Source organism: Prochlorococcus sp. MIT 0604 (genome assembly GCF_000757845.1).
In the GTDB taxonomy this organism is placed as follows: Bacteria; Cyanobacteriota; Cyanobacteriia; order PCC-6307; family Cyanobiaceae; genus Prochlorococcus_A.
The window spans coordinates 1,530,430-1,550,584 of sequence record NZ_CP007753.1 but is presented as its reverse complement, the minus strand read 5'-3'; the positions used below and the strand labels follow the sequence as shown (position 1 = coordinate 1,550,584).

Annotated in this window: 18 protein-coding genes and 1 tRNA gene; 10 read left to right on the top strand and 9 right to left on the bottom strand. The window is 34.2% G+C overall.

From position 1 onward, the window contains the following. Nucleotides 1-69: 69 nt before the first annotated feature. The 5 genes from fusA to EW14_RS08535 all read left to right on the top strand — a co-directional run bounded on the left by fusA (nt 70) and on the right by EW14_RS08535 (nt 5,469). Nucleotides 70-2,145, top strand: a complete 2,076-nt coding sequence (gene fusA / locus EW14_RS08555; RefSeq protein WP_042851049.1) for an elongation factor G — start codon at nt 70-72, stop codon at nt 2,143-2,145. 45 nt (nt 2,146-2,190) lie between these two features. After that, complete coding sequence (tuf, locus tag EW14_RS08550; RefSeq protein ID WP_002806605.1) at nt 2,191-3,390, top strand: elongation factor Tu; 1,200 nt, start codon at nt 2,191-2,193, stop codon at nt 3,388-3,390. A 109-nt stretch (nt 3,391-3,499) separates the two neighbouring features. Continuing rightward, on the top strand, nt 3,500-3,820 hold the full coding sequence (rpsJ, locus tag EW14_RS08545; RefSeq protein ID WP_002807536.1) for a 30S ribosomal protein S10: 321 nt from the start codon (nt 3,500-3,502) through the stop codon (nt 3,818-3,820). Between the two features lie 56 nt (nt 3,821-3,876). Continuing rightward, nucleotides 3,877-4,533 (top strand): LON peptidase substrate-binding domain-containing protein, encoded by a 657-nt coding sequence (locus EW14_RS08540; RefSeq protein ID WP_042851047.1) that lies wholly within the window; start codon nt 3,877-3,879, stop codon nt 4,531-4,533. Then, on the top strand, nt 4,534-5,469 hold the full coding sequence (locus EW14_RS08535; protein WP_042851046.1) for a methyltransferase domain-containing protein: 936 nt from the start codon (nt 4,534-4,536) through the stop codon (nt 5,467-5,469). A 1-nt stretch (nt 5,470) separates the two neighbouring features. Here EW14_RS08535 and pheA read toward each other — a convergent pair whose 3' ends face one another. Continuing rightward, nucleotides 5,471-6,316, bottom strand: coding sequence for a prephenate dehydratase (gene pheA, locus EW14_RS08530; protein ID WP_042851045.1), 846 nt, complete (start codon nt 6,314-6,316; stop codon nt 5,471-5,473). A gap of 52 nt (nt 6,317-6,368) precedes the next feature. Here pheA and EW14_RS08525 point away from each other — a divergent pair, with 52 nt between their 5' ends. Further along, nucleotides 6,369-6,887, top strand: a complete 519-nt coding sequence (locus EW14_RS08525) for a DUF1997 domain-containing protein (protein WP_042851044.1) — start codon at nt 6,369-6,371, stop codon at nt 6,885-6,887. On the opposite strand, the gene EW14_RS08520 is transcribed toward EW14_RS08525, so the two are convergent. Together EW14_RS08520 and EW14_RS08515 are read right to left on the bottom strand one after the other, a co-directional pair. Then, nucleotides 6,873-7,490 carry a ribonuclease HII gene (locus EW14_RS08520; protein ID WP_042851043.1) on the bottom strand — a complete coding sequence of 206 codons (618 nt, stop codon included), beginning with the start codon at nt 7,488-7,490 and terminating at the stop codon, nt 6,873-6,875. The genes EW14_RS08525 and EW14_RS08520 overlap by 15 nt on opposite strands. Beyond that, nucleotides 7,447-9,252 carry an Rne/Rng family ribonuclease gene (locus EW14_RS08515; protein WP_042851042.1) on the bottom strand — a complete coding sequence of 602 codons (1,806 nt, stop codon included), beginning with the start codon at nt 9,250-9,252 and terminating at the stop codon, nt 7,447-7,449. Before EW14_RS08515 ends, EW14_RS08520 begins: the two co-directional genes overlap by 44 nt. A gap of 297 nt (nt 9,253-9,549) precedes the next feature. Between EW14_RS08515 and EW14_RS08510 the strand changes: the two genes are divergently transcribed. Together EW14_RS08510 and clpS are read left to right on the top strand one after the other, a co-directional pair. Continuing rightward, nucleotides 9,550-10,776, top strand: coding sequence for an LL-diaminopimelate aminotransferase (locus EW14_RS08510; RefSeq protein ID WP_042851041.1), 1,227 nt, complete (start codon nt 9,550-9,552; stop codon nt 10,774-10,776). A 36-nt stretch (nt 10,777-10,812) separates the two neighbouring features. Next, nucleotides 10,813-11,130, top strand: coding sequence for an ATP-dependent Clp protease adapter ClpS (gene clpS / locus EW14_RS08505; protein ID WP_042851040.1), 318 nt, complete (start codon nt 10,813-10,815; stop codon nt 11,128-11,130). Nucleotides 11,131-11,142: 12 nt separating this feature from the next. Here clpS and EW14_RS08500 read toward each other — a convergent pair whose 3' ends face one another. Further along, on the bottom strand, nt 11,143-12,765 hold the full coding sequence (locus tag EW14_RS08500; RefSeq protein ID WP_042851039.1) for a photosystem II high light acclimation radical SAM protein: 1,623 nt from the start codon (nt 12,763-12,765) through the stop codon (nt 11,143-11,145). A 143-nt stretch (nt 12,766-12,908) separates the two neighbouring features. After that, nucleotides 12,909-12,980 (bottom strand) — tRNA-Thr (locus EW14_RS08495). A gap of 55 nt (nt 12,981-13,035) precedes the next feature. Between EW14_RS08495 and EW14_RS08490 the strand changes: the two genes are divergently transcribed. Then, entirely contained in the window at nt 13,036-13,272 is a 237-nt protein-coding gene (locus EW14_RS08490; RefSeq protein ID WP_042851038.1) for a DUF3493 domain-containing protein, read from the top strand. Nucleotides 13,273-13,287: 15 nt separating this feature from the next. Here EW14_RS08490 and infB read toward each other — a convergent pair whose 3' ends face one another. Genes infB through rimP form a run of 4 tightly spaced genes read right to left on the bottom strand, consistent with a single transcriptional unit; the run spans nt 13,288 to nt 18,859 of the window. Then, on the bottom strand, nt 13,288-16,626 hold the full coding sequence (gene infB, locus EW14_RS08485; RefSeq protein WP_042851037.1) for a translation initiation factor IF-2: 3,339 nt from the start codon (nt 16,624-16,626) through the stop codon (nt 13,288-13,290). 49 nt (nt 16,627-16,675) lie between these two features. After that, entirely contained in the window at nt 16,676-16,957 is a 282-nt protein-coding gene (locus EW14_RS08480) for a YlxR family protein (protein ID WP_197049585.1), read from the bottom strand. Beyond that, nucleotides 16,954-18,357 carry a transcription termination factor NusA gene (gene nusA, locus EW14_RS08475; protein ID WP_042851036.1) on the bottom strand — a complete coding sequence of 468 codons (1,404 nt, stop codon included), beginning with the start codon at nt 18,355-18,357 and terminating at the stop codon, nt 16,954-16,956. The genes EW14_RS08480 and nusA overlap by 4 nt, the downstream gene beginning before the upstream one ends. A gap of 34 nt (nt 18,358-18,391) precedes the next feature. Beyond that, the gene (gene rimP / locus EW14_RS08470) at nt 18,392-18,859 is read right to left on the bottom strand and encodes a ribosome maturation factor RimP (protein WP_042851035.1); all 468 of its coding nucleotides are present in this window, start codon (nt 18,857-18,859) and stop codon (nt 18,392-18,394) included. 158 nt (nt 18,860-19,017) lie between these two features. Here rimP and EW14_RS08465 point away from each other — a divergent pair, with 158 nt between their 5' ends. Further along, nucleotides 19,018-20,148 carry a trypsin-like peptidase domain-containing protein gene (locus EW14_RS08465; protein ID WP_042851034.1) on the top strand — a complete coding sequence of 377 codons (1,131 nt, stop codon included), beginning with the start codon at nt 19,018-19,020 and terminating at the stop codon, nt 20,146-20,148. The last annotated feature ends 7 nt before the right edge of the window (nt 20,149-20,155 follow it).

The window sequence follows — 20,155 nt, the reverse complement described above, 5'->3', positions numbered from 1 at the left end:
ATTATTATAAAAGTTTGCTTTTAGGGTGAACTATACTTATCAAAAATTATTTTATTTGGAGCTTTTAAATTGGCACGCGACTTTCCCCTAGAACGAGTAAGGAACATAGGTATAGCCGCTCATATTGATGCAGGGAAGACAACAACAACTGAAAGAATTTTGTTTTATTCAGGTGTAGTTCACAAAATAGGAGAGGTTCATGATGGTGCTGCCGTAACAGATTGGATGGCTCAAGAAAGAGAAAGAGGAATAACTATTACTGCTGCTGCAATATCTACTAGTTGGCAAGACCACAGAATTAATATTATTGATACCCCTGGACACGTTGATTTTACTATTGAGGTGGAAAGATCAATGCGCGTCTTAGACGGAGTCATAGCTGTATTTTGCGCAGTTGGTGGAGTTCAACCTCAATCAGAAACAGTTTGGCGTCAAGCAGATAGATACTCTGTTCCAAGAATGGTTTTTGTTAATAAAATGGACAGAACTGGTGCTGATTTTTTAAAGGTTAATAAGCAAATTAAAGATCGACTTAAGGCAAATGCACTCCCAATTCAGTTACCTATTGGAGCTGAAGGTGATCTCACAGGCATTATTGACTTAGTAGCTAACAAAGCATATCTTTACAAAAATGATTTAGGTACTGATATCGAAGAAGCACCAATTCCACCTGAAATGGAGGAGGAAGCGACTGAGTGGAGATATAAGTTGATGGAGAGTGTAGCTGAAAATGATGAAGAGTTAATAGAAATATTCCTTGAAACAGGAGAACTTAATGAAGAACAACTAAAAAAAGGAATTAGGGAAGGAGTTTTAAAACATGGATTGGTTCCAGTATTATGTGGTTCAGCTTTTAAGAATAAAGGAGTCCAACTTGTTTTAGATGCTGTTGTTGATTACTTACCAGCGCCAGTTGATGTAAAACCAATACAAGGAGTTTTACCAAGTGGTAAGGAAGATGTAAGACCTTCAGATGATAATGCTCCTTTCAGTGCACTAGCCTTTAAAGTAATGTCAGATCCCTATGGGAAATTAACTTTCGTAAGGATGTACTCAGGTGTACTTTCAAAGGGAAGTTACGTCATGAATTCTACTAAAGATGCTAAAGAGAGAATTTCTAGATTAGTAATCTTAAAGGCTGATGAAAGAGAGGAAGTTGATGAATTGAGGGCAGGAGATTTAGGAGCAGTACTAGGTCTCAAGAATACAACAACTGGTGACACGTTATGTAATACAGATGATCCTATAGTCTTGGAAACATTGTTTATTCCCGAACCAGTTATCTCAGTGGCAGTTGAGCCAAAAACAAAAGGAGATATGGAAAAATTATCCAAAGCTTTAACTGCACTTTCTGAAGAAGATCCAACCTTTAGGGTAAGTACAGATCCTGAGACAAATCAAACTGTAATTGCTGGTATGGGTGAGTTGCACCTAGAAATCCTCGTTGACAGAATGTTAAGGGAATTTAAAGTTGAAGCTAATATTGGAGCCCCTCAGGTTTCTTATAGAGAGACCATTAGGTCTAGTTCTAAAGGTGAAGGTAAATATGCAAGACAAACTGGAGGAAAAGGCCAATATGGTCATGTAATAATTGAAATGGAACCTGCTGAAGTTGGTAAAGGATTTGAATTCGTAAACAAAATTGTTGGTGGAGCTGTACCGAAAGAGTACATTGGGCCTGCATCTAATGGCATGAAAGAAACCTGTGAATCCGGTGTTCTTGCAGGTTATCCACTCATTGATGTAAAAGTAACACTAGTCGATGGTTCATTCCACGATGTAGACTCATCTGAAATGGCCTTCAAAATTGCAGGTTCCATGGCTTTTAAAGATGGGGTTAAAAAATGCAACCCGGTACTTTTAGAGCCTATGATGAAAGTCGAGGTCGAAAGTCCTGATGACTTTCTTGGATCTGTAATTGGTGATCTCTCTTCTAGAAGAGGTCAAGTAGAAGGACAATCTGTTGATGATGGATTGTCTAAGGTACAGGCCAAAGTGCCCTTAGCCGAAATGTTCGGTTATGCCACTCAACTCCGATCAATGACTCAAGGTCGGGGTATATTTTCAATGGAGTTCGCAAATTATGAGGAAGTTCCTCGTAATGTTGCTGAAGCTATCATTTCCAAGAATCAGGGCAACTCCTGATCTCTAAACTAAAACACTATTAAACCCTCGATTCTTTAATTCAAAATGGCTCGCGAGAAGTTCGAAAGGAACAAACCACATGTCAACATAGGTACTATTGGCCATGTTGACCATGGAAAAACAACACTTACTGCTGCTATTACAAACGTATTAGCCAAAAAAGGTCAAGCTCAGGCTCAAGACTACGGAGACATTGATGGTGCTCCTGAAGAAAGAGAGCGTGGCATTACTATTAATACAGCTCACGTCGAATATGAAACTGAAGGCAGACATTACGCTCATGTCGATTGCCCAGGTCATGCTGATTATGTAAAAAACATGATTACAGGAGCCGCCCAAATGGATGGAGCTATTCTAGTTTGTGCAGCCACAGATGGCCCTATGGCACAAACTAAAGAGCATATTCTTTTAGCTAAACAAGTTGGTGTGCCAGCTCTTGTGGTCGCTCTAAATAAGTGCGATATGGTCGATGATGAAGAAATTATTGAACTTGTCGAAATGGAAATTAGAGAACTGTTAGACAGTTATGACTTCCCCGGAGACGATATTCCTATAGTTCAGGTTTCAGGTTTAAAAGCTCTTGAAGGTGATTCTACTTGGGAATCAAAGATTGAAGAATTAATGAAAGCAGTAGATGCTAGTATTCCTGAACCAGAAAGAGAAGTGGATAAACCCTTCCTGATGGCTGTTGAAGACGTTTTCTCAATTACTGGTAGAGGAACTGTTGCTACTGGAAGAATTGAGAGAGGTAAAGTTAAGGTTGGAGAAGAAGTAGAAATAGTTGGAATAAGAGACACAAGATTAACAACTGTTACTGGAGTTGAAATGTTCCGAAAACTTCTTGATGAAGGTATGGCTGGAGATAATGTTGGTTTACTTTTGCGTGGTGTCCAGAAAGAAGATATTGAGAGAGGAATGGTTCTTGTTAAGAAAGGATCTATTACTCCTCACACTCAGTTTGAAGGGGAAGTTTATGTCCTCAAAAAAGAAGAGGGCGGAAGACATACTCCTTTCTTTGCAGGATATAGACCTCAGTTTTACATCAGAACAACTGATGTAACAGGTCAAATAACCGCATTTACCTCTGATGATGGCTCTAATGTTGAAATGGTAATGCCAGGAGACAGAATTAAGATGACTGGAGAATTAATTTGTCCAGTAGCTATTGAACAAGGTATGCGATTTGCAATCCGTGAAGGTGGACGTACTATCGGTGCTGGAGTTGTTTCTAAAATACTCAAATAATATATTTGAAGTTTAAGAATTTAACCTCCATCATCTAATATAGGTATTAGGTACATTAATTAAGGGTCATTAAATATCAATGACCCTTCATTAGAAGTTATTTAAAATTATGACTGCATCAATTGCACAACAAAAAATAAGAATAAGACTGAAAGCATTTGATAGAAGGATGCTTGATTTATCTTGCGACAAAATAATCCAAACTGCTGATACTACTTCTGCCTCAGCAATAGGCCCAATACCTTTACCTACAAAAAGAAAGATTTATTGTGTCCTAAGATCACCACATGTTGATAAAGACTCAAGAGAGCATTTTGAAACAAGAACACATAGAAGAATAATAGATATCTATAGTCCTTCTGCAAAAACTATTGATGCTTTAATGAAACTAGATCTCCCTAGTGGTGTAGATATAGAAGTTAAACTTTAATAAATCCCGAAACTGCCCTAAATTGATTAATATAAAAACAATGAAATGAGGTCTAAATGGGAGAACTCTCAGTAAGGGAATTGCCTTTATTTCCTTTGCCAGATGTAGTCCTTTTTCCTCAAGAAGTATTGCCTTTACATATTTTTGAATCAAGATATAGGATTATGCTCCAATCTGTTCTTGAAAGTGATTCTATGTTTGGGGTTATTAAGTGGGATCCGACTAATAAAAGTATGGCTAACGTTGGATGTTGTGCACAAATTATAAAACATCAAACTGCTGAGGATGGGAGAAGTAATATTATCACTCTTGGACAACAAAGGTTTCAAGTCTTAGAAATTATGCGTTCGACGCCATTTTATTCCGCGATGGTTAGTTGGATTAGTGATGACAATATTGATGATTTCCAAAGATTAGAGACTCTAAAAGATTCAGTAAAAGAAGCACTTAGTGATGTTATTAACTTAACAAGTAAATTGACTAATACTAAGAAAAATCTGCCTGATAAATTACCTGACAATCCAATGGATTTATCATTTTGGATAGGAGCTCATTTGGGTGGTCCTGTTGCAGAGGAACAGCAAAGACTTCTTGAGGAAAGAAATACTTTTACCCGTTTGCAAAGGGAATATGAAATGCTTGATCATACAAGAAAACAACTTGCAGCAAGAACTGCATTGAAAGAAACTTTTCCTGATACAAAAGAAAATTAGATGTTTGAATTATTATTTCCTTTTTTTTTACTAGTTTCATTTTTTCTAGTTTTATCTATACTTTGGAGAATTAACGCTAGAAAATATATTTCTTCAGGTACAGTGGCTTCGGCATATGATGCTTGGACCCAGGATAAATTACTCGAGAGACTGTGGGGAGAACATATACATTTGGGTTTTTATCCCTCAGGGAAAAAAAATATTGATTTTAGAAAGGCTAAAGTTAAGTTTGTTCATGAATTAGTCAAATGGAGTGGCTTAGATAAATTACCAAAGGGATCTAGAGTACTTGATGTAGGCTGTGGAATAGGCGGAAGTTCTAGGATTCTTGCAGAATATTATGGGTTTAATGTCACTGGCATTACAATTAGTCCCGCTCAAGTAAAAAGAGCAAGGGAACTTACTCCTCATGGGTTAAACTGCGATTTCCAAGTTATGGATGCTTTGAATTTGAAATTTGAAGATGGATTATTTGATGCTATCTGGAGTGTTGAGGCAGGTGCACATATGAATGATAAAACTAGGTTTGCAGATGAAATGTTGAGAACACTAAGACCTGGAGGTTATTTGGCATTAGCTGATTGGAACTCAAGAGACCTCGAGTTATGCCCCCCATCATTTTTTGAGAAGTTAGTTCTTAAACAATTACTTGAACAATGGGTACATCCTAATTTTATTAGTATAAACGAATTCAGTAATATTCTTAGGACTAACAAAAATAGTTCAGGAAAGATTATTTCTGACAATTGGAATTCCTACACAAATCCTTCATGGTATGACTCCATTATTGAAGGAATTCGAAGACCCTTTACAATTTTGTCACTTGGCCCGATTGCGATAGTGAAGTCTATTAGAGAGATTCCAACAATACTTCTCATGAATTGGGCATTTCGGAAAGGTTTAATGGAATTTGGAGTTTTTAAATGTAGAGGATAAATTAATCTAGTTCAATATTCTCAGAAAAATAATTTCCAAAATCTACAAAATTCTTGCAGAGTGGCTTGAGCTTATTTTTTAATTCAAAAAGGTCTTTAATATTATTTTGATCATTTATTTCTAAATCAATATAAATTATATATTCGCCTAATTCTCTTTTTGAAGGTCTAGATTCAATTTTACTCATATTAAATCCAAAATCTGCAATATTATTTAAGGCTTGAAGCAAAGCACCAGGTTTATTTGACATTAATGAGAAAGCAAAACTGGCAATATTAGCTAAATTTGAATTTAACTCCTTGCTCAATAATATAAATCTAGTGCAATTACCTGGAACATCATTAATAGGAAAGGCTAATTCTTTAAGTCCTCCGATTTGAATTAATGATTTTGAACCGATAGCAGCTCTGAATTTACTCCCCTTAACCATATTGACAGCTTCTGATGTTGAATTTGTCGGGAGAGATATTGCATTTGGAAGATTTTCAGATAACCATTCTGAACATTGAGCTAATGCTTGAGGATGAGATAATACTTCTGAGATGTTTGAAAGTTCTCCATCACTAATTAATGCATGTTTTATAGGTAAAACAATTGCTCTATTTATAGAAATTTCAGGAAATTTCCAAAGTGCATCTAGAGTAGCGGTAACCCCCCCCTCTACAGAATTTTCTATGGGGACTACAGCAGCATCACAATTGTTGTACGCTAATGATTTAATGACCGAATGTAACCCATTACATGGTACAAATATAGGTGTCTGAAAATTGGCGAGCTTTGTTAATATAGTAGCTGCTTTTTCGGCGTATGTTCCTTTTGGACCTAAATATGCAACTTGTTTGCGCATGATTAATCGTAAAAAAAAAAGAGATCAAATAAGCATTGGAGGAATATAGAAAATGCTATTGTCTTTTGATGCTAAACAGAAACTAAAGCTCTCTATAACAAGTAATAAAGATTTTCTTTCTAAATATCTTTTGGAAGAAGAAAGAGTTGTTGGAGCAATGCTTGACTCCAAAAAATTAGTACCAGAAGGAGTAGGTAGATATAAGTATACAGTAACAAGTTTTAAGGTTTTTCAATTAGATATTAACCCTGTTGTCTCAATTGCGGTAGAAAATAAAAATGGAATTTTAAAAATGAGTGCTCTTGAAAGTAAATTGGATGGCTTAGGGATGGTAGATGATTTTAACCTTATTTTGAAAGCTAATTTGGAAGCAACTGATATTGGGTTGGAAGGTGAGGCGCTTCTCGGGGTATCTGTTAGCCAACCCCCTCTGTTGAAGCTGGTGCCAAAGAAAATTTTGGAATCTACTGGTCATTCTGTATTAAATGGGATTCTTTTGGGTATAAAGTCGAGGGTTCAACAGCAACTCGTAAAAGATTTTTTAGATTGGTGTGAATTAAATAAGATTTGATTTTTTTAAAAAACTTTTCCTATGTAGTTTAGTTATTCCATTTTTTTTGATCAATGAAAGATGCTCTCTGGTGCCATATCCTTTATTTTTAAATATCAAGTATCCTGAGTATTTTTTCTCTAACTTTACCATTAGATTGTCTCGCGAAACTTTGGCAACTATGCTTGCAGAAGCTATCGAGATAAACTTTGAGTCTCCAGATACTATGTTTTTCTGAGTTCCTTCCCATGGCCTTAATAATAAAGGGCCATCAATTATTAATTCAGATGGCTCTTCTTTTAATTTTCTTAAAGCCCTTATCATTGAAAGTTCTGTCGCAACTCTGATACCTAACTTATCTATTTCTCTAGCCGAAGATTGCCCAATTCCATAATCTGAAGAGAGTAATAAAATTTTTGGTAAAAGTAATTTTCTTTTTTTTGGAGTTAATTTTTTACTATCTGTTACTCCAAATTGTTTTAAAAGAAACTTATTTTTTTCAGTTAATACTACAACTGCTGAAAAAACTGGACCAAAAATTGCTCCCCTTCCAACTTCATCCATTCCAACTTCGGATACCTTATTCAATGCTTGCTGAAGATCTTCTTCTTTTTTTTCTTGCATTGTTTAGCTCATCTGTAAGTTCAATTTCATCTTTTTTATCTGTAAATACAACTTCATTACTCTCATTAGTTTTATGTGTTGATTTGTCTTTAGAATTTGCATTTGCTTCATTTTTAATTTGAATCTTTTCTTCTCCCGATTTTGAGATTTTTTTAATTTGTTTTGTTTTTGTTTTTTTATTATCTAAGGTTTTTCCCGATTCCTTATTATTGTCATTTAAACGTACAAAATTATTGCTAGTGAGATATTCTTTACCTAACTTTATAAGTGGATTTATACCTAATTGACTGAAAACAATTTTTTCTTCATTAGTAAGATCAACTGTTATTATTTTTTTTTCTTTTGAATTTGATTGGTTTAAATTATCATTTTCATTTTTATAAGAAGAGTTCTCTTTATTTAAGTCTTTGGAGTTAAGTAAATCCCTGTCAATTATTTTTTCCTCCTCATCATTTGATTGAGAAGTATCTGTATCTAGAGATTTAAGATTATTTGATTTATGTTCAATATTCTTAATTTTTAAGTTAGAAATTTCGTGATTTAATATATTTTCTACATGCCCTGTTCCATCGCATGTAGAACATTTTTTCCCGAATAATTCATATATATTTTGACCTTGTCTTTTTCTGGTTAACTCCACTAATCCTAATTCAGTAAGCTGAGCTATTTGAGGCTTAGCAGAATCATCTTTTATTGCTGAAGTAAAATGTTCAAGTAACTGAAATTGATCTCTTCTAGATTCCATATCAATAAAATCTACTACTATAACTCCACCAATATTTCTTAACTTCAGTTGTCTTGAGATTTCAACTGCTGCTTCGCAGTTAGTCCATAAAACGGTTTGTCTTGAGTTGGCGGATCTTGTGAATGATCCAGAGTTTACATCTACAACTGTTAAAGCTTCTGTAGGTTCAATAATTATATAACCCCCCGAAGGTAAATCTACTCTTGGGAGGAGGGCTTTTTGAATTGTTTTCTTAATTTCGTATTTATCAAAAATATGTTGGTTTAAACTGTTATCGTGAAATTTAATATCTATATCAGATTCATAATTAATTAAAAAATCTTTTGCCCTTGCAACTGAAAATTTACTATCGATAATTATGCTTTTAGTTGATTCTTTAATATGATCTCTTAAGATCTTAATAGAGAAATCGTCATCTCTTTTTACTAAATTTGGAGGATTAGAAGCCTCAGAAACTTTTAGAACATTTTCCCATTGTTGAATTAAATGTTCTAAATCTTCAATTAGAAGTTCTTCTTTTATCTTTTCAGCCTCTGTTCTAAATAATAAGCCTGTACTAGGGGGTTTTATTAAAACCCCAAGAGCTTTCAAACGGTTTCGTTCTGTTTCTGTATTTATTTTTCTTGAAATATTTACTCCTTGGGCATTTGGCTGAAGTATCAAGTATTTTCCTGGGATTGAAATATTGCCAGTTAGTCTTGGTCCTTTAGATCCAGTGGGTTCTTTTATTACCTGTACAAGAACTTTTTGTTTTGGTTCTAGTAATTCAGTTATTCCAAATGTCCCTTTTTTGAGTCTTAATGGACCTAAATCTGAAACATGGATGAATCCATTTTTCTCACTTTCACCAATATTTATGAAAGCGGCATCAATACCAGGGAGAACATTTTCCACTGTTCCTAAAAAAATATCGCCAATTTGATATTGACCTTGTGCGACGATTAATTCATCAACTCGATCATCTGTGAGTAGTGCTGCAATTCGAGCCTGCTCAGCGATGATAATTTGCTGAGACATATAATTGATTCTGAATGATTTGGATTTTGAAAATCATCTACATTAAAGAATTAGATTTTTATCTTTTAGTAAAGCAATTTTTATAGCGATTATGATTTACTTTTTAAAATTAATAAAGTTAATAGTGATTGAATTATGCTATTTATAGAGCTTTAGACGATTTTCAAACTAATTGAAATTTAATTCATAGCTATGATTATCTCTTAAATTAACCATAACTAAAATAATATTAACATCTAATCACCACTAAAGCACGTTGATACATTATTCTTATATTGGTGAAATTTTTTATCTAAAGTGGTTCAAGTAAACGAAAATTATTTAAAACTCAAAGCAGGCTATTTATTTCCTGAAATTGCAAAAAGGGTAAAAATATATTCTCAATCAAATAAGAGTGCTGAAATTATTAAGCTTGGCATAGGAGATGTTACAGAACCATTACCTAAAGCGTGCATTGATGCGATGGGTAAAGCCTTAGATGATATGGGAACACTAGATGGTTTTAGAGGTTATGGACCAGAACAAGGTTATTCTTGGCTCAGAGAAAAAATATCTGAGCATGATTTTATTTCGAGAGGCTGTCAAATTTCACCTGAAGAAATCTTTGTTTCAGATGGTTCTAAGTGCGACAGTAGCAATATTTTAGATATTCTTGGCAAGGATAATTCAATTGCTGTAACTGATCCTGTTTACCCTGTTTATGTGGATAGTAACGTTATGACAGGCAGAACTGGAGTTGCTCTCGAAAATGGTACTTATAAAGGATTGACATATCTTGCAATAAACGAGGGGAATAACTTTCTGCCAGAACTACCTGAAAAAAAAGTTGATATTTTGTATCTTTGTTTTCCTAATAATCCAACTGGAGCAACGATTAATAAAGAAGAATTGAAAAAGTGGGTTGAATATGCTCTTCAAAACAAATCTCTAATACTTTTTGATGCAGCTTATGAAGCATTTATTCAAGAGAATGACATTCCACATTCAATATATGAGATTGAGGGAGCAAAGGATTGTGCTATCGAATTTAGATCTTTTTCAAAGAATGCAGGATTCACTGGAGTTAGATGTGCTTTTACAGTAATACCTAAAAATCTTAAAGGTTTGAGTTCAACCAATGAGGAAATAGACTTATGGCCTCTTTGGAATAGGCGACAATCTACAAAGTTCAATGGAGTAAGTTATGTAGTTCAGAGAGGAGCAGAGGCTGTTTATTCTCTTGAAGGGAAGAAACAGGTGAGAGGTTTAATTGATTTTTATATGGAAAATGCAAAAATCATGAAAAATAAACTTCAGAATGCAGGATATAAAGTTTATGGTGGGGACAATGCTCCTTATATCTGGATTAAAGTCCCTGATCAAATGACATCTTGGGACTTTTTTGATTTCCTGCTCCAAAAAGTTAGTGTAGTGGGAACACCTGGGAGCGGATTTGGATTATCAGGAGAGGGTTATTTTCGTTTGTCAGCATTTAACTCACGATCAAACGTCATTGATGCAATGGAAAGAATAATTAATATATAATTATTAATATTATTTTGTTAAGATTCTAAAATTAAAATGCTATCTATAAAGTTAGAACAAAGTGCAAGTAATAATTCAGCAGTGATTGAAAAGCAACCTGCTGAATTAAAAAATAAATCTCCAAAATATAAGGTTTTACTTCATAATGATCCAGTAAATTCTATGGAGTATGTCACAATTTCACTACGAGAAGTTGTGCCGCAATTAAGCGAACAAGACGCTATTTCAATAATGTTAGAGGCACACAATACTGGTGTTGGATTGGTAATTGTTTGTGATTTAGAACCAGCAGAATTTTACTCAGAATCATTAAAATCTAAAGGAATTTCTAGTTCAATTGAGAAAGAGGATTAATAGCGGTTTCATTTAAAATTTAGATTTGGCTAATTTCCTTTCTGATAAGGGAGGGACTTTTAATGATTCTTTTAAGGAAGACTTTCCATATTCTCTTTCAAGAATGTTGATAACTGTTTTACCAAATTCGTCTTCTGGATTATCGAATGCTTCTAAGCAAACCTGACCAAGTTTTTCACCTAATAGACCTGGATTCCAAAGAAGTTTTCTCGCGGTCCAAGGCATCATGCTCATTGGATTATAATTCGGCTTCAAGATTTTATGATCAAAGGCGTACTTCTCAAGAAGAGTATGAGGTTGCAAGCCTATAAAGAATATAGCTGGATCAACTAAGCCTTTACCAAAAATATTTTCTAATTCCCTATGGTATGCAATTGTTTGTCTGATGGTGCTTGGCGTTTCGTCAAAAACATTAAATGAATAATTGACTGATACATGGTTCTTGAAACCTGATTGGACTAGCATTCTGCAATTATTTAGAACAGTTTCTAGGTCATATGCTAATCTCATTTTTCTCACAAGTTCTTGGGATCCCGAAGTGATACCTATTTCAAAATAGCTCATACCTGTATCAACCATTAGCTGAGCAAGCTCAGCATCAATATTATCTGCTCTAATGTATGCAGCCCAGTTAATATCGTCCCAGCCTTGATCCTTGATGGCTTGCAAAAGTGTTTTTGCATCTTCAATATGTTTTTTTGCTGGAATAAACTGTGCATCTGTGAACCAAAATCCCCTTACTCCAAGATCATATAGTTGCTTCATTTCTTTGATTACTTCGTTAACAGGATTAACGCGAACCTGCTTTCCCTCCACAACTGTATAAACACAGAAACAACAGTTATGTGGACAACCTCTTTTCGTTTGTACCCCTACATAGTAATCTCCTCCTTCTATATACCAATTGAATTCGGACCATATTGATTTTATATATTGATAGTTGCAGGCAGTTTTAACTGTGCCTGAAGGTTGTTCATGTATTAATTTGTTCCTAGGTTTTTGTCCAGCAAAATAACATCTTTCTTCCTCTATAGAATCTCCCCTAATGATTTTCTCTAAGAGATTTTCTCCCTCCCCAACAGAAATTACAGTCCCTTTAGGAAGTAGATTTCCTAATTGTTCATAGAAGACACTAACAGCCCCACCTCCTAATATTACGCTTACATTTTTGTTGTATTTTTGTGCTCTTTTTAGTCCCATTTTGACTAAAGATGTATTTCTATATATTTCTCCATAATGAGATGCAATTAATTTTAATCCGCCCCAAGAACCTCTAATTTTTTTAAGGATATTTTTTGAGTAGAAAACTTCAAAAGAGTTTTGTAATGGATTTCCACTTCTCCCATCTACGGGTGCATAAATTTGTATATCTCTCCACGAAAAAATGATTAGATGAGGTCTAAATTGATCAATTTTTCTAGTTAAATATTTGGAAACTTTATTAGATGGAATTATTGCTAGATCAATGAATTGCTGCTCTATATCTGGAAAACATTTATGGATATGATCGGCTAAGTAAATAGGCCCTATTGGAAATATTGGGTTACATGGCAATCTTACAGTAAGGATTTTTCCATAATGTTTTCTATGGTAATTTTTTTTATTTAATTTTTTAAACTTCAAATTAAAATTCATATCATGAAATTTAATGAATTTATTCTCTTTAAGAATCTAACTACTTTATTACTAATTCGGAGAAATTAAAAATCCTAAGAAAATCTATAAATATGATTACTAATTTATTTGGGTATATTTTTGATGTTAATTTGCTTTTGAAATGCCGATAATTGGAATTGAACCAATGACCTACTGTTTACGAAACAGTTGCTCTACCGCTGAGCTATATCGGCAGTACTAAAATATTAATATTTTCGTATAAAATTAATCTTATAATTTAGTTTATTAATGTCAAAAATAGATCCTGAATTAAAAAAGAAATTATTGAAAGAGTCCCAGTCTCCCTTCAAAGGGTTGAGGAGAATATTGTGGATAGCTTTTAGTGGTTCAGCATTTTTAGGTCTTCTAATAATGCTTTCCAAAATTGCAAGTGGTGGTGAATTACAACAAAATAATCTTTTTATACAATTTGGCGCTTGTATACTTTTTCCAACTTTATTGTTCTTTGATAGGAATAAAGATTGATAAGTTAAAATTTAATTATTGACTTAATGTCCTTTTCTTGGTGACAAATTTAAATGCTTCGATTATGTCTCCATTAATCCAAGAAGAGAATTTATCGCATCCAACTCCACATTCAAATCCTGTATTTACTTCTTTAACATCATCTTTAGACCTTTTTAGTGAGTCTAAATTACCTTCAAATATTACTTTTTCTGATCGAATAACTCTAAGAGAACAATTCCGTTGTAATTTACCACTTTGTATATAACAGCCTGCTATAGCTCCTTTGCCAACTGCGAAAATAGCTCGAACTTCGGCTTTTCCTAAAGATTCTTCAACAAGATCAGGTTCAAGTAGTCCTTCCATTGCCAACTGAATATCTTCTAAAAGTTTATAGATTACTTCATATTCTCTTATATCAACGTCATTAGCATCAGCAGCTCTCTTTGCGCCAGATGCTAATGAGGTGTTAAACCCAATGATTACTGACCCAGATGCAGCAGCAAGATCTATATCTGTCTCAGTTATTTCTCCAGGAGCAGAGAGTAGAACTCTGACTTGAACCTCATTTTTTGGTAATTGTTCTAGTGAACCTAATATAGCTTCAACACTACCCTGAACATCAGCTTTGAGAATCAAGTTTAACTCCTTTAGTTCACCATCATTTGCTTGAGTAGATAAGGATGATAAGCTGACTCTTCTAGATGCCATTTGCTGAGCTAATTTTGTAGCTCTAGCATCTGTTGCTCTTTCGCCGACAATGGCTCGAGCAGTTTTCTCATCAGGATAGACTTCGAATTCATCTCCTGCTGTTGGTACTTCACTGAATCCTAGGGCTTCAACTGGAAATGATGGTCCTGCTTCTTTGATTCTGTTACCATGTTCATCAACCATTGCTCTAATTTTTCCGAGGACTGAACCCGCAGCTAAAACATCTCCAGATTTTAAGGTCCCATTTTGTACTAATAAAGTAGCTACAGGCCCTTTGGCTTTGTCTAGGTGGGCTTCAATAACAGTACCTTTTGCGAATCTATCAGGGTTAGCCTGTAGATCTTCTACATCGGAAACTAATAAAATCATTTCGAGTAATTTATCAATGTTTTGTTTTTTGATAGCACTTACTGGAACCATAACTGTATCTCCTCCCCAATCTTCAGCAACTAAATCTTTTTCTGATAGTTCTTGCTTTACTCTGTCTGGTGATGCCCCTTCTTTGTCAATTTTATTTATTGCAACAACAATTGGTACCTTTGCTGCTCTTGCATGACTGATAGCCTCAAGTGTTTGAGGTCTGCAACCATCATCTGCAGCAACTACAAGAACAGCTACATCTGTAACCTTTGTACCCCTTGCTCGCATTGCAGTAAAGGCTTCATGACCAGGGGTATCAAGAAAAGTTAATTTTTTCTTTTGAGATTCATGTTCAAATTCAACTTGATAAGCTCCTATGTGTTGAGTGATGCCCCCTGCTTCTCCTGAAGCTACTCTTGATTCTCTGATGGAATCTAACAGACTTGTTTTGCCATGATCTACATGGCCCATCACTGTAATAACAGGTGGTCTTCTTATTAGATCATCAAGATCTTCAGATTCAATCATATCTACTGTTTTCTCAGCAGCTTCTTGGATATCATCTTGCAAGACAGGCACCCCAAACTCTTCAGCTACTGTTTCAATTGTTGCTAAGTCGAGTGATTGAGTAACAGTTGCAGTTATTCCTTTGAAAAAAAGTGATTTGATTATTTCAGAACTTTCAAGACTTAATTTATCAGCTAATTCTTGAACGGTTAAATTATCTTCGGGTACTATTATCATTTCAGGCCTTATTTGTTTGGCTTCTTTGGCAGCCTTTAACTCCATAGCTCTTCTTTTCTGCCTTTGTCTTGTAGTCTCTTTTTTCTTCTTTTTAAATTGTTTTATGGTTTTTTGAGATTTGGATTCATCCGACTTTTCTTTCTTTGGACGGGCCAAACTAGCTGAAAGGATTGAAATTTTTTCGCCTGAATATCCACTAGTTTCAGATGTTAGTGAATCATCATTCTCACCGATAATATGTACTTTCTGCCTTTGTTTTTGGGGATTTTTGCTTCTTAATGCTTCAAGTTTTGCGCTATCGTCCCAGTCTGTCTTCCCTGGTTTTTTAGAATTATTTGCAAATGTTCTATGGGGGGTTTTTTTAGAGTTAGGGGCATTATGTGGACGACTATTTGGAGCTTTCGCCTTTTGTTTCGTTGCCTCACTATTTTTTGTTTCGTTATTCTTTATAACTTGTTTGTCATTCTCAGATTTGTTAGTTTTTTGGATTTGTAAGAGTTCATTAGGTGACACTGGCTTCCTGATTCCAGGTGACTTCTGACCATTAAATCTTGGCCCAGGCCTATTGGGCATGCCTGGTCTGTTGGGAGCACCAGACCTATTCATATTGGCTTGTCTATTGAAAGATCCAGGTCTGCTTTGATCTGATGGTTTATTTCTAAATCCAGGCCTATTGGGCATGCCTGGCCTGTTGGGAGCACCAGACCTATTCATATTGGCTTGTCTATTGAAAGATCCAGGTCTGCTTTGATCTAATGGTTTATTTCTTAATCCTGGTCTGTTAGGCGTGCCAGATCTGTTAGGGAGAGATTGTTTTAAAGGAATGTTTTGCTTATTGGGTTCATCTCTTTTTATTGGAGCTCCAACTAGCTCAGGGGGGGAAATTCTGCTATTAACATTTTTTGTTTTAGGGTTGTTCGAATTTTGGTCAGGTTTATTTGATATTTGTCTTCCCCCTCCAGAATTGGAGACGTTCTGGGGGGATTTGTTAGAGTTAAAACTATTATTAATATTTTTAGGCTTAGCAATTAGCTGAATAGGTGGTTTTGCGGCACTTTTTATAGGTGAGGTTGATTTATTTAAGAAATTTCTTTTATCTTGATTGAGATTTTGTGAAGTTTTACTATTAAATTTTTGATTCGTAAGATTTGCTTGAGTCTTTGAACTGTTGGTAATTGTTGGTTTATTGAGAGACTTAGGTTGATTTGAAATTATTTTTAGACTTTCAGGTTTATTAAGAGGTTTAATCAATAGTGGCTTTTTATTTGAATTATCTTTAGGGGGTTTCCCATTCATAGAGGAGATATCAGAAGATTTATCTTCATTGTTTTGTTTGTAATTATCTTTTTTAATTGAAGGTTTTTTAATAGAAAGTATTTTTTTATCTGAATTTTTTTTATTAATAAGATTTTTTATTTTTTCTGCGTCCTTTGCACTTATTGAACTGCTATGGCTTTTTACTGAAATTGAAAGTTTTTGAGCGGCATCCAATATGTCTTTATTGTCCAAATTTAAGTCTCTGGAAAGTTCGTAAATTCTGATTTTATCGCTGATAGTCATTTAATCTGATTTGTACTCTTTTTGGAAATTTAAAGAGGATTTAATTTAATTATATTCCTTTATTGGAATACTCATTGAAGCTTGTAATTTCTTTCTTAAAAATATCAATAAATTCAGGTTCTAGAGATGTTTTTAAAGCTTTTTGAAGCTTTTTTTTGATCTTGGAATCTGAGTAACATTTTTTTGAATTGCAAATGTAAGCTGATCGCCCCATACCTTGTTGAAACAAAATACCTTGCTTATGATCTTTAGTAATCTTTAAAAGATGTTTCCTGTCATATGTTTTTCTACATGAAATGCAAATACGCATAACAGGGGTATGTTGAATCACCGTTTTCGCCCCTCATTAGCAGATGTTTCACCATCTTGAATATTCTCTAATTGATCACTATCTGAGAAGTTTTTTTCTTCATATGTGTCTTGTCCATATTCCTCATCATCTTCAGGAAGAGGATAAAGTTCTCTTAATCTTGCATCTTCCGCAGCACGTTCAGCTTGTTCTGCCTCTAATCTAAGCTCAGCTTCTCGCTGGAGATTCTCTTCATCTTCCCTTTGAATTATTAATTCAGAGACAGCAGCATCTTCTGCTTCCTGATCGTATTCATGTGAGTTTTTGACATCAATCTTCCAACCTGTTAATCTTGCTGCAAGTCTGACATTTTGTCCTTCTCTGCCAATTGCGAGACTCAATTGATCAGGAGGAACTAGTACGTGCGCGTGTTGACCTTCTGGGTCAACAAGTCTTACGAGATCGACTTTAGCAGGACTTAAAGAGTTTAAAATATATTGTATTGGGTCAGATGACCATTTAATAACATCAATTTTTTCTCCTCGTAGTTCATTTACTACTTGTTGGATTCTTGCTCCTCTAGCTCCAATACAGGCACCTACGGGGTCAACTTCTTGTTCAACGCTATCAACAGCTACTTTTGTTCGTGGTCCAACAGCTCTTGAAGGAGGATTCGCTTCTCTTGAAACAGCAATAATTTTTACTGTACCTTCTTGTATTTCAGGTACTTCATTTTCAAATAAATAAACGACTAATCCAGCATTTGCTCTGCTTACAAAAAGTTGTGGTCCTTTTCTGGCTATTTCGCTAACCTCTTTCAAGAATACTTTGAAAGTTGCATTAGCTCTGTAATTATCATTTGGTAATTGATCTCTTTTTGGAAGTTCGGCCTCTACTTCAGGTCTACCAATACCCGAACTAACTCCCATTATTACCGATTGTCTTTCAAATCTTATAACTCTCGCAGTTAAAACAGGATCTTCCAAATCTGCAAATTCTTCTTGGATCATTTTTCTTTGATGATCTCTTAATTTTTGAGCTAAAACTTGCTTTGTTGTTGAAGCAGCCATTCGCCCAAAATCTTCTTTCTCTGGGGTAACATCTAAAACAACCGTGTCACCTACTTGAGCATCATCTGCCACTTGTTTTACTTCTAATAATGATATTTGATGATCTTCGCTTTCAACTTCTTCCACAATGATTTTACTTGATAAGATCCTATAGCCTTCTTCATCTAGATCTAGTCCAACATCAAAATTACTAAAGTATTCTTCATCAAATGGATCTTCATTAACTCCAATGTAAAAAGTTTTTCTATATTTTTCATAACCTTTTAATAAGGCTTCGCGTAAAGCCGCTTCCACGATATTAGGAGGTAACTTTTTTTCCTCACTAATATCTTCAATAAGATTGTTTAAACCTGGGAGAATAACTAATGCCATCTATGATGGGAGAATTGAATAATGGTTGAAATAATTAATCTTTTAAGGTACAAAGACTAATTTTTAATACTTCATTGAAAGGGATTTTTTTAATCCTTCCTTTAATGTTAATGGCTAAATAATCATTAGACTTTTCATAAAGTAAACCATTCAGGAATTTTATCTTTGAATTCTTTTGGTTTAATTCAACATTAACTGGAAAACCCTTAAAAGTTTTGAAGTCTCTTTCTGAGGTTAATTCATCACTGACTCCTTGACTACTAATTTCTAAAACATATGAACAATTTAAAAGATTTGATTTTTCTATTTCGTCAGATGCTGGGGTATTAAATAGCGCACAATCATCTAAGGAAATGTCATCCCCATTCCTTTTTTTTATGATTATTTCAATAACAATTGGATTTTGATTAGTTTGTATATTTAAACCGTAAATTTCTAAATCCCTTTCATTAGCAACTTTTTCTAACAGAGCTTCTAGTTTTCCTTTGTTTTCTTTATTCAAATTTAAACATAAATTTATTTAAAATTATTTTCACACATAAAGGAATTTTTTCTACTGAAAAATTTAAAAATTTGTATTTTATGCATGTAAACAAAAAAACAACAATAATATATTTCTTCAATTAGATTTATCAAATAAATTCAAAAACTATTAATTAAATGAAGTTTCTCAAGATTAAATTTATTAATTTAATCAAAATATTCATTGGTATTTGTTTTTGTTTAGTCAATTTATTTCAAAATGCTGAAGTTTTAGCCTTAACTTCTTTTGAAAGTCATAATTTCGTATCATCAGCAGTAAAAAATGTAGGTCCTGCAGTTGTAAAAATTGATACTGAGAGATTGGTGGAAAGGCAACAATTTGACCCTACTTTACTTGACCCTTTATTGAGAGATTTACTCGGTGAGCAAGGAATTACTCCTGAAAGAGAGAGAGGACAAGGTTCTGGAGTGATCATTAATGAGAATGGTTTGATTCTTACAAACGCGCATGTCGTAGAAAGAGTCGATGATGTTTCAGTTACTTTGGCAGATGGATCTATTTGTGATGGTCAAGTTTTGGGTACAGATGCAGTAACTGATCTAGCTTTAGTAAAAATTGATGAAGATACTTATTCTGGTTTTGCTCCACTTGGAAATTCTGAAGATCTTGAAGTTGGTGATTGGGCAATAGCTCTTGGTACTCCTTATGGTCTTGAAAAAACAGTTACCTTAGGGATTGTTAGTAGCCTGCATAGAGATATTAATAGTTTAGGGTTTTCAGATAAAAGGCTTGATCTTATTCAGACTGATGCCGCAATAAATCCAGGAAATTCTGGAGGACCACTCATAAATTCCAATGGTGAGGTCATAGGAATTAATACATTAGTAAGAAGCGGCCCTGGAGCTGGCTTAGGTTTTGCGATTCCTATCAATCTAGCTAAAAGCGTCTCTGATCAGCTTCTTAAAAATGGGGAAGTTATTCATCCATATTTAGGGATACAATTGATTTCTTTAAATCCTAGAATTGCTAAAGAACATAATCGAGACCCTAATTCACTAGTTCAATTACCTGAAAGAAATGGAGCTCTAATTCAATCAGTAATACCTAATAGCCCGGCTGAAAAAGCTGGTTTAAGAAGAGGTGATTTAGTTATAGCAGCCGAAAATATCTCGATAAAAGAACCTAAAGCTTTATTGGATGAAGTAGAAAAAGCTCAGATAGGAAAAGTATTCCTTTTAAATATTTTGAGAGATAATAAAGAGATACAAATAAATATTAAACCAGAACCTCTCCCAGGTTTGACATAAATCACCC

Excerpts from the sequence above, each read along its gene's own strand:
- tuf (WP_002806605.1), top strand. The coding sequence starts at position 2,191 with ATGGCTCGCGAGAAGTTCGAAAGGAACAAACCACATGTCAACATAGGT.
- rpsJ (WP_002807536.1), top strand. The coding sequence starts at position 3,500 with ATGACTGCATCAATTGCACAACAAAAAATAAGAATAAGACTGAAAGCA.
- EW14_RS08540 (WP_042851047.1), top strand. The coding sequence starts at position 3,877 with ATGGGAGAACTCTCAGTAAGGGAATTGCCTTTATTTCCTTTGCCAGAT.
- EW14_RS08535 (WP_042851046.1), top strand. The coding sequence starts at position 4,534 with ATGTTTGAATTATTATTTCCTTTTTTTTTACTAGTTTCATTTTTTCTA.
- pheA (WP_042851045.1), bottom strand. The coding sequence starts at position 6,316 with ATGCGCAAACAAGTTGCATATTTAGGTCCAAAAGGAACATACGCCGAA.
- EW14_RS08525 (WP_042851044.1), top strand. The coding sequence starts at position 6,369 with ATGCTATTGTCTTTTGATGCTAAACAGAAACTAAAGCTCTCTATAACA.
- EW14_RS08520 (WP_042851043.1), bottom strand. The coding sequence starts at position 7,490 with ATGCAAGAAAAAAAAGAAGAAGATCTTCAGCAAGCATTGAATAAGGTA.
- EW14_RS08515 (WP_042851042.1), bottom strand. The coding sequence starts at position 9,252 with ATGTCTCAGCAAATTATCATCGCTGAGCAGGCTCGAATTGCAGCACTA.
- clpS (WP_042851040.1), top strand. The coding sequence starts at position 10,813 with ATGCTATCTATAAAGTTAGAACAAAGTGCAAGTAATAATTCAGCAGTG.
- EW14_RS08500 (WP_042851039.1), bottom strand. The coding sequence starts at position 12,765 with ATGAATTTTAATTTGAAGTTTAAAAAATTAAATAAAAAAAATTACCAT.
- EW14_RS08490 (WP_042851038.1), top strand. The coding sequence starts at position 13,036 with ATGTCAAAAATAGATCCTGAATTAAAAAAGAAATTATTGAAAGAGTCC.
- infB (WP_042851037.1), bottom strand. The coding sequence starts at position 16,626 with ATGACTATCAGCGATAAAATCAGAATTTACGAACTTTCCAGAGACTTA.
- nusA (WP_042851036.1), bottom strand. The coding sequence starts at position 18,357 with ATGGCATTAGTTATTCTCCCAGGTTTAAACAATCTTATTGAAGATATT.
- EW14_RS08465 (WP_042851034.1), top strand. The coding sequence starts at position 19,018 with ATGAAGTTTCTCAAGATTAAATTTATTAATTTAATCAAAATATTCATT.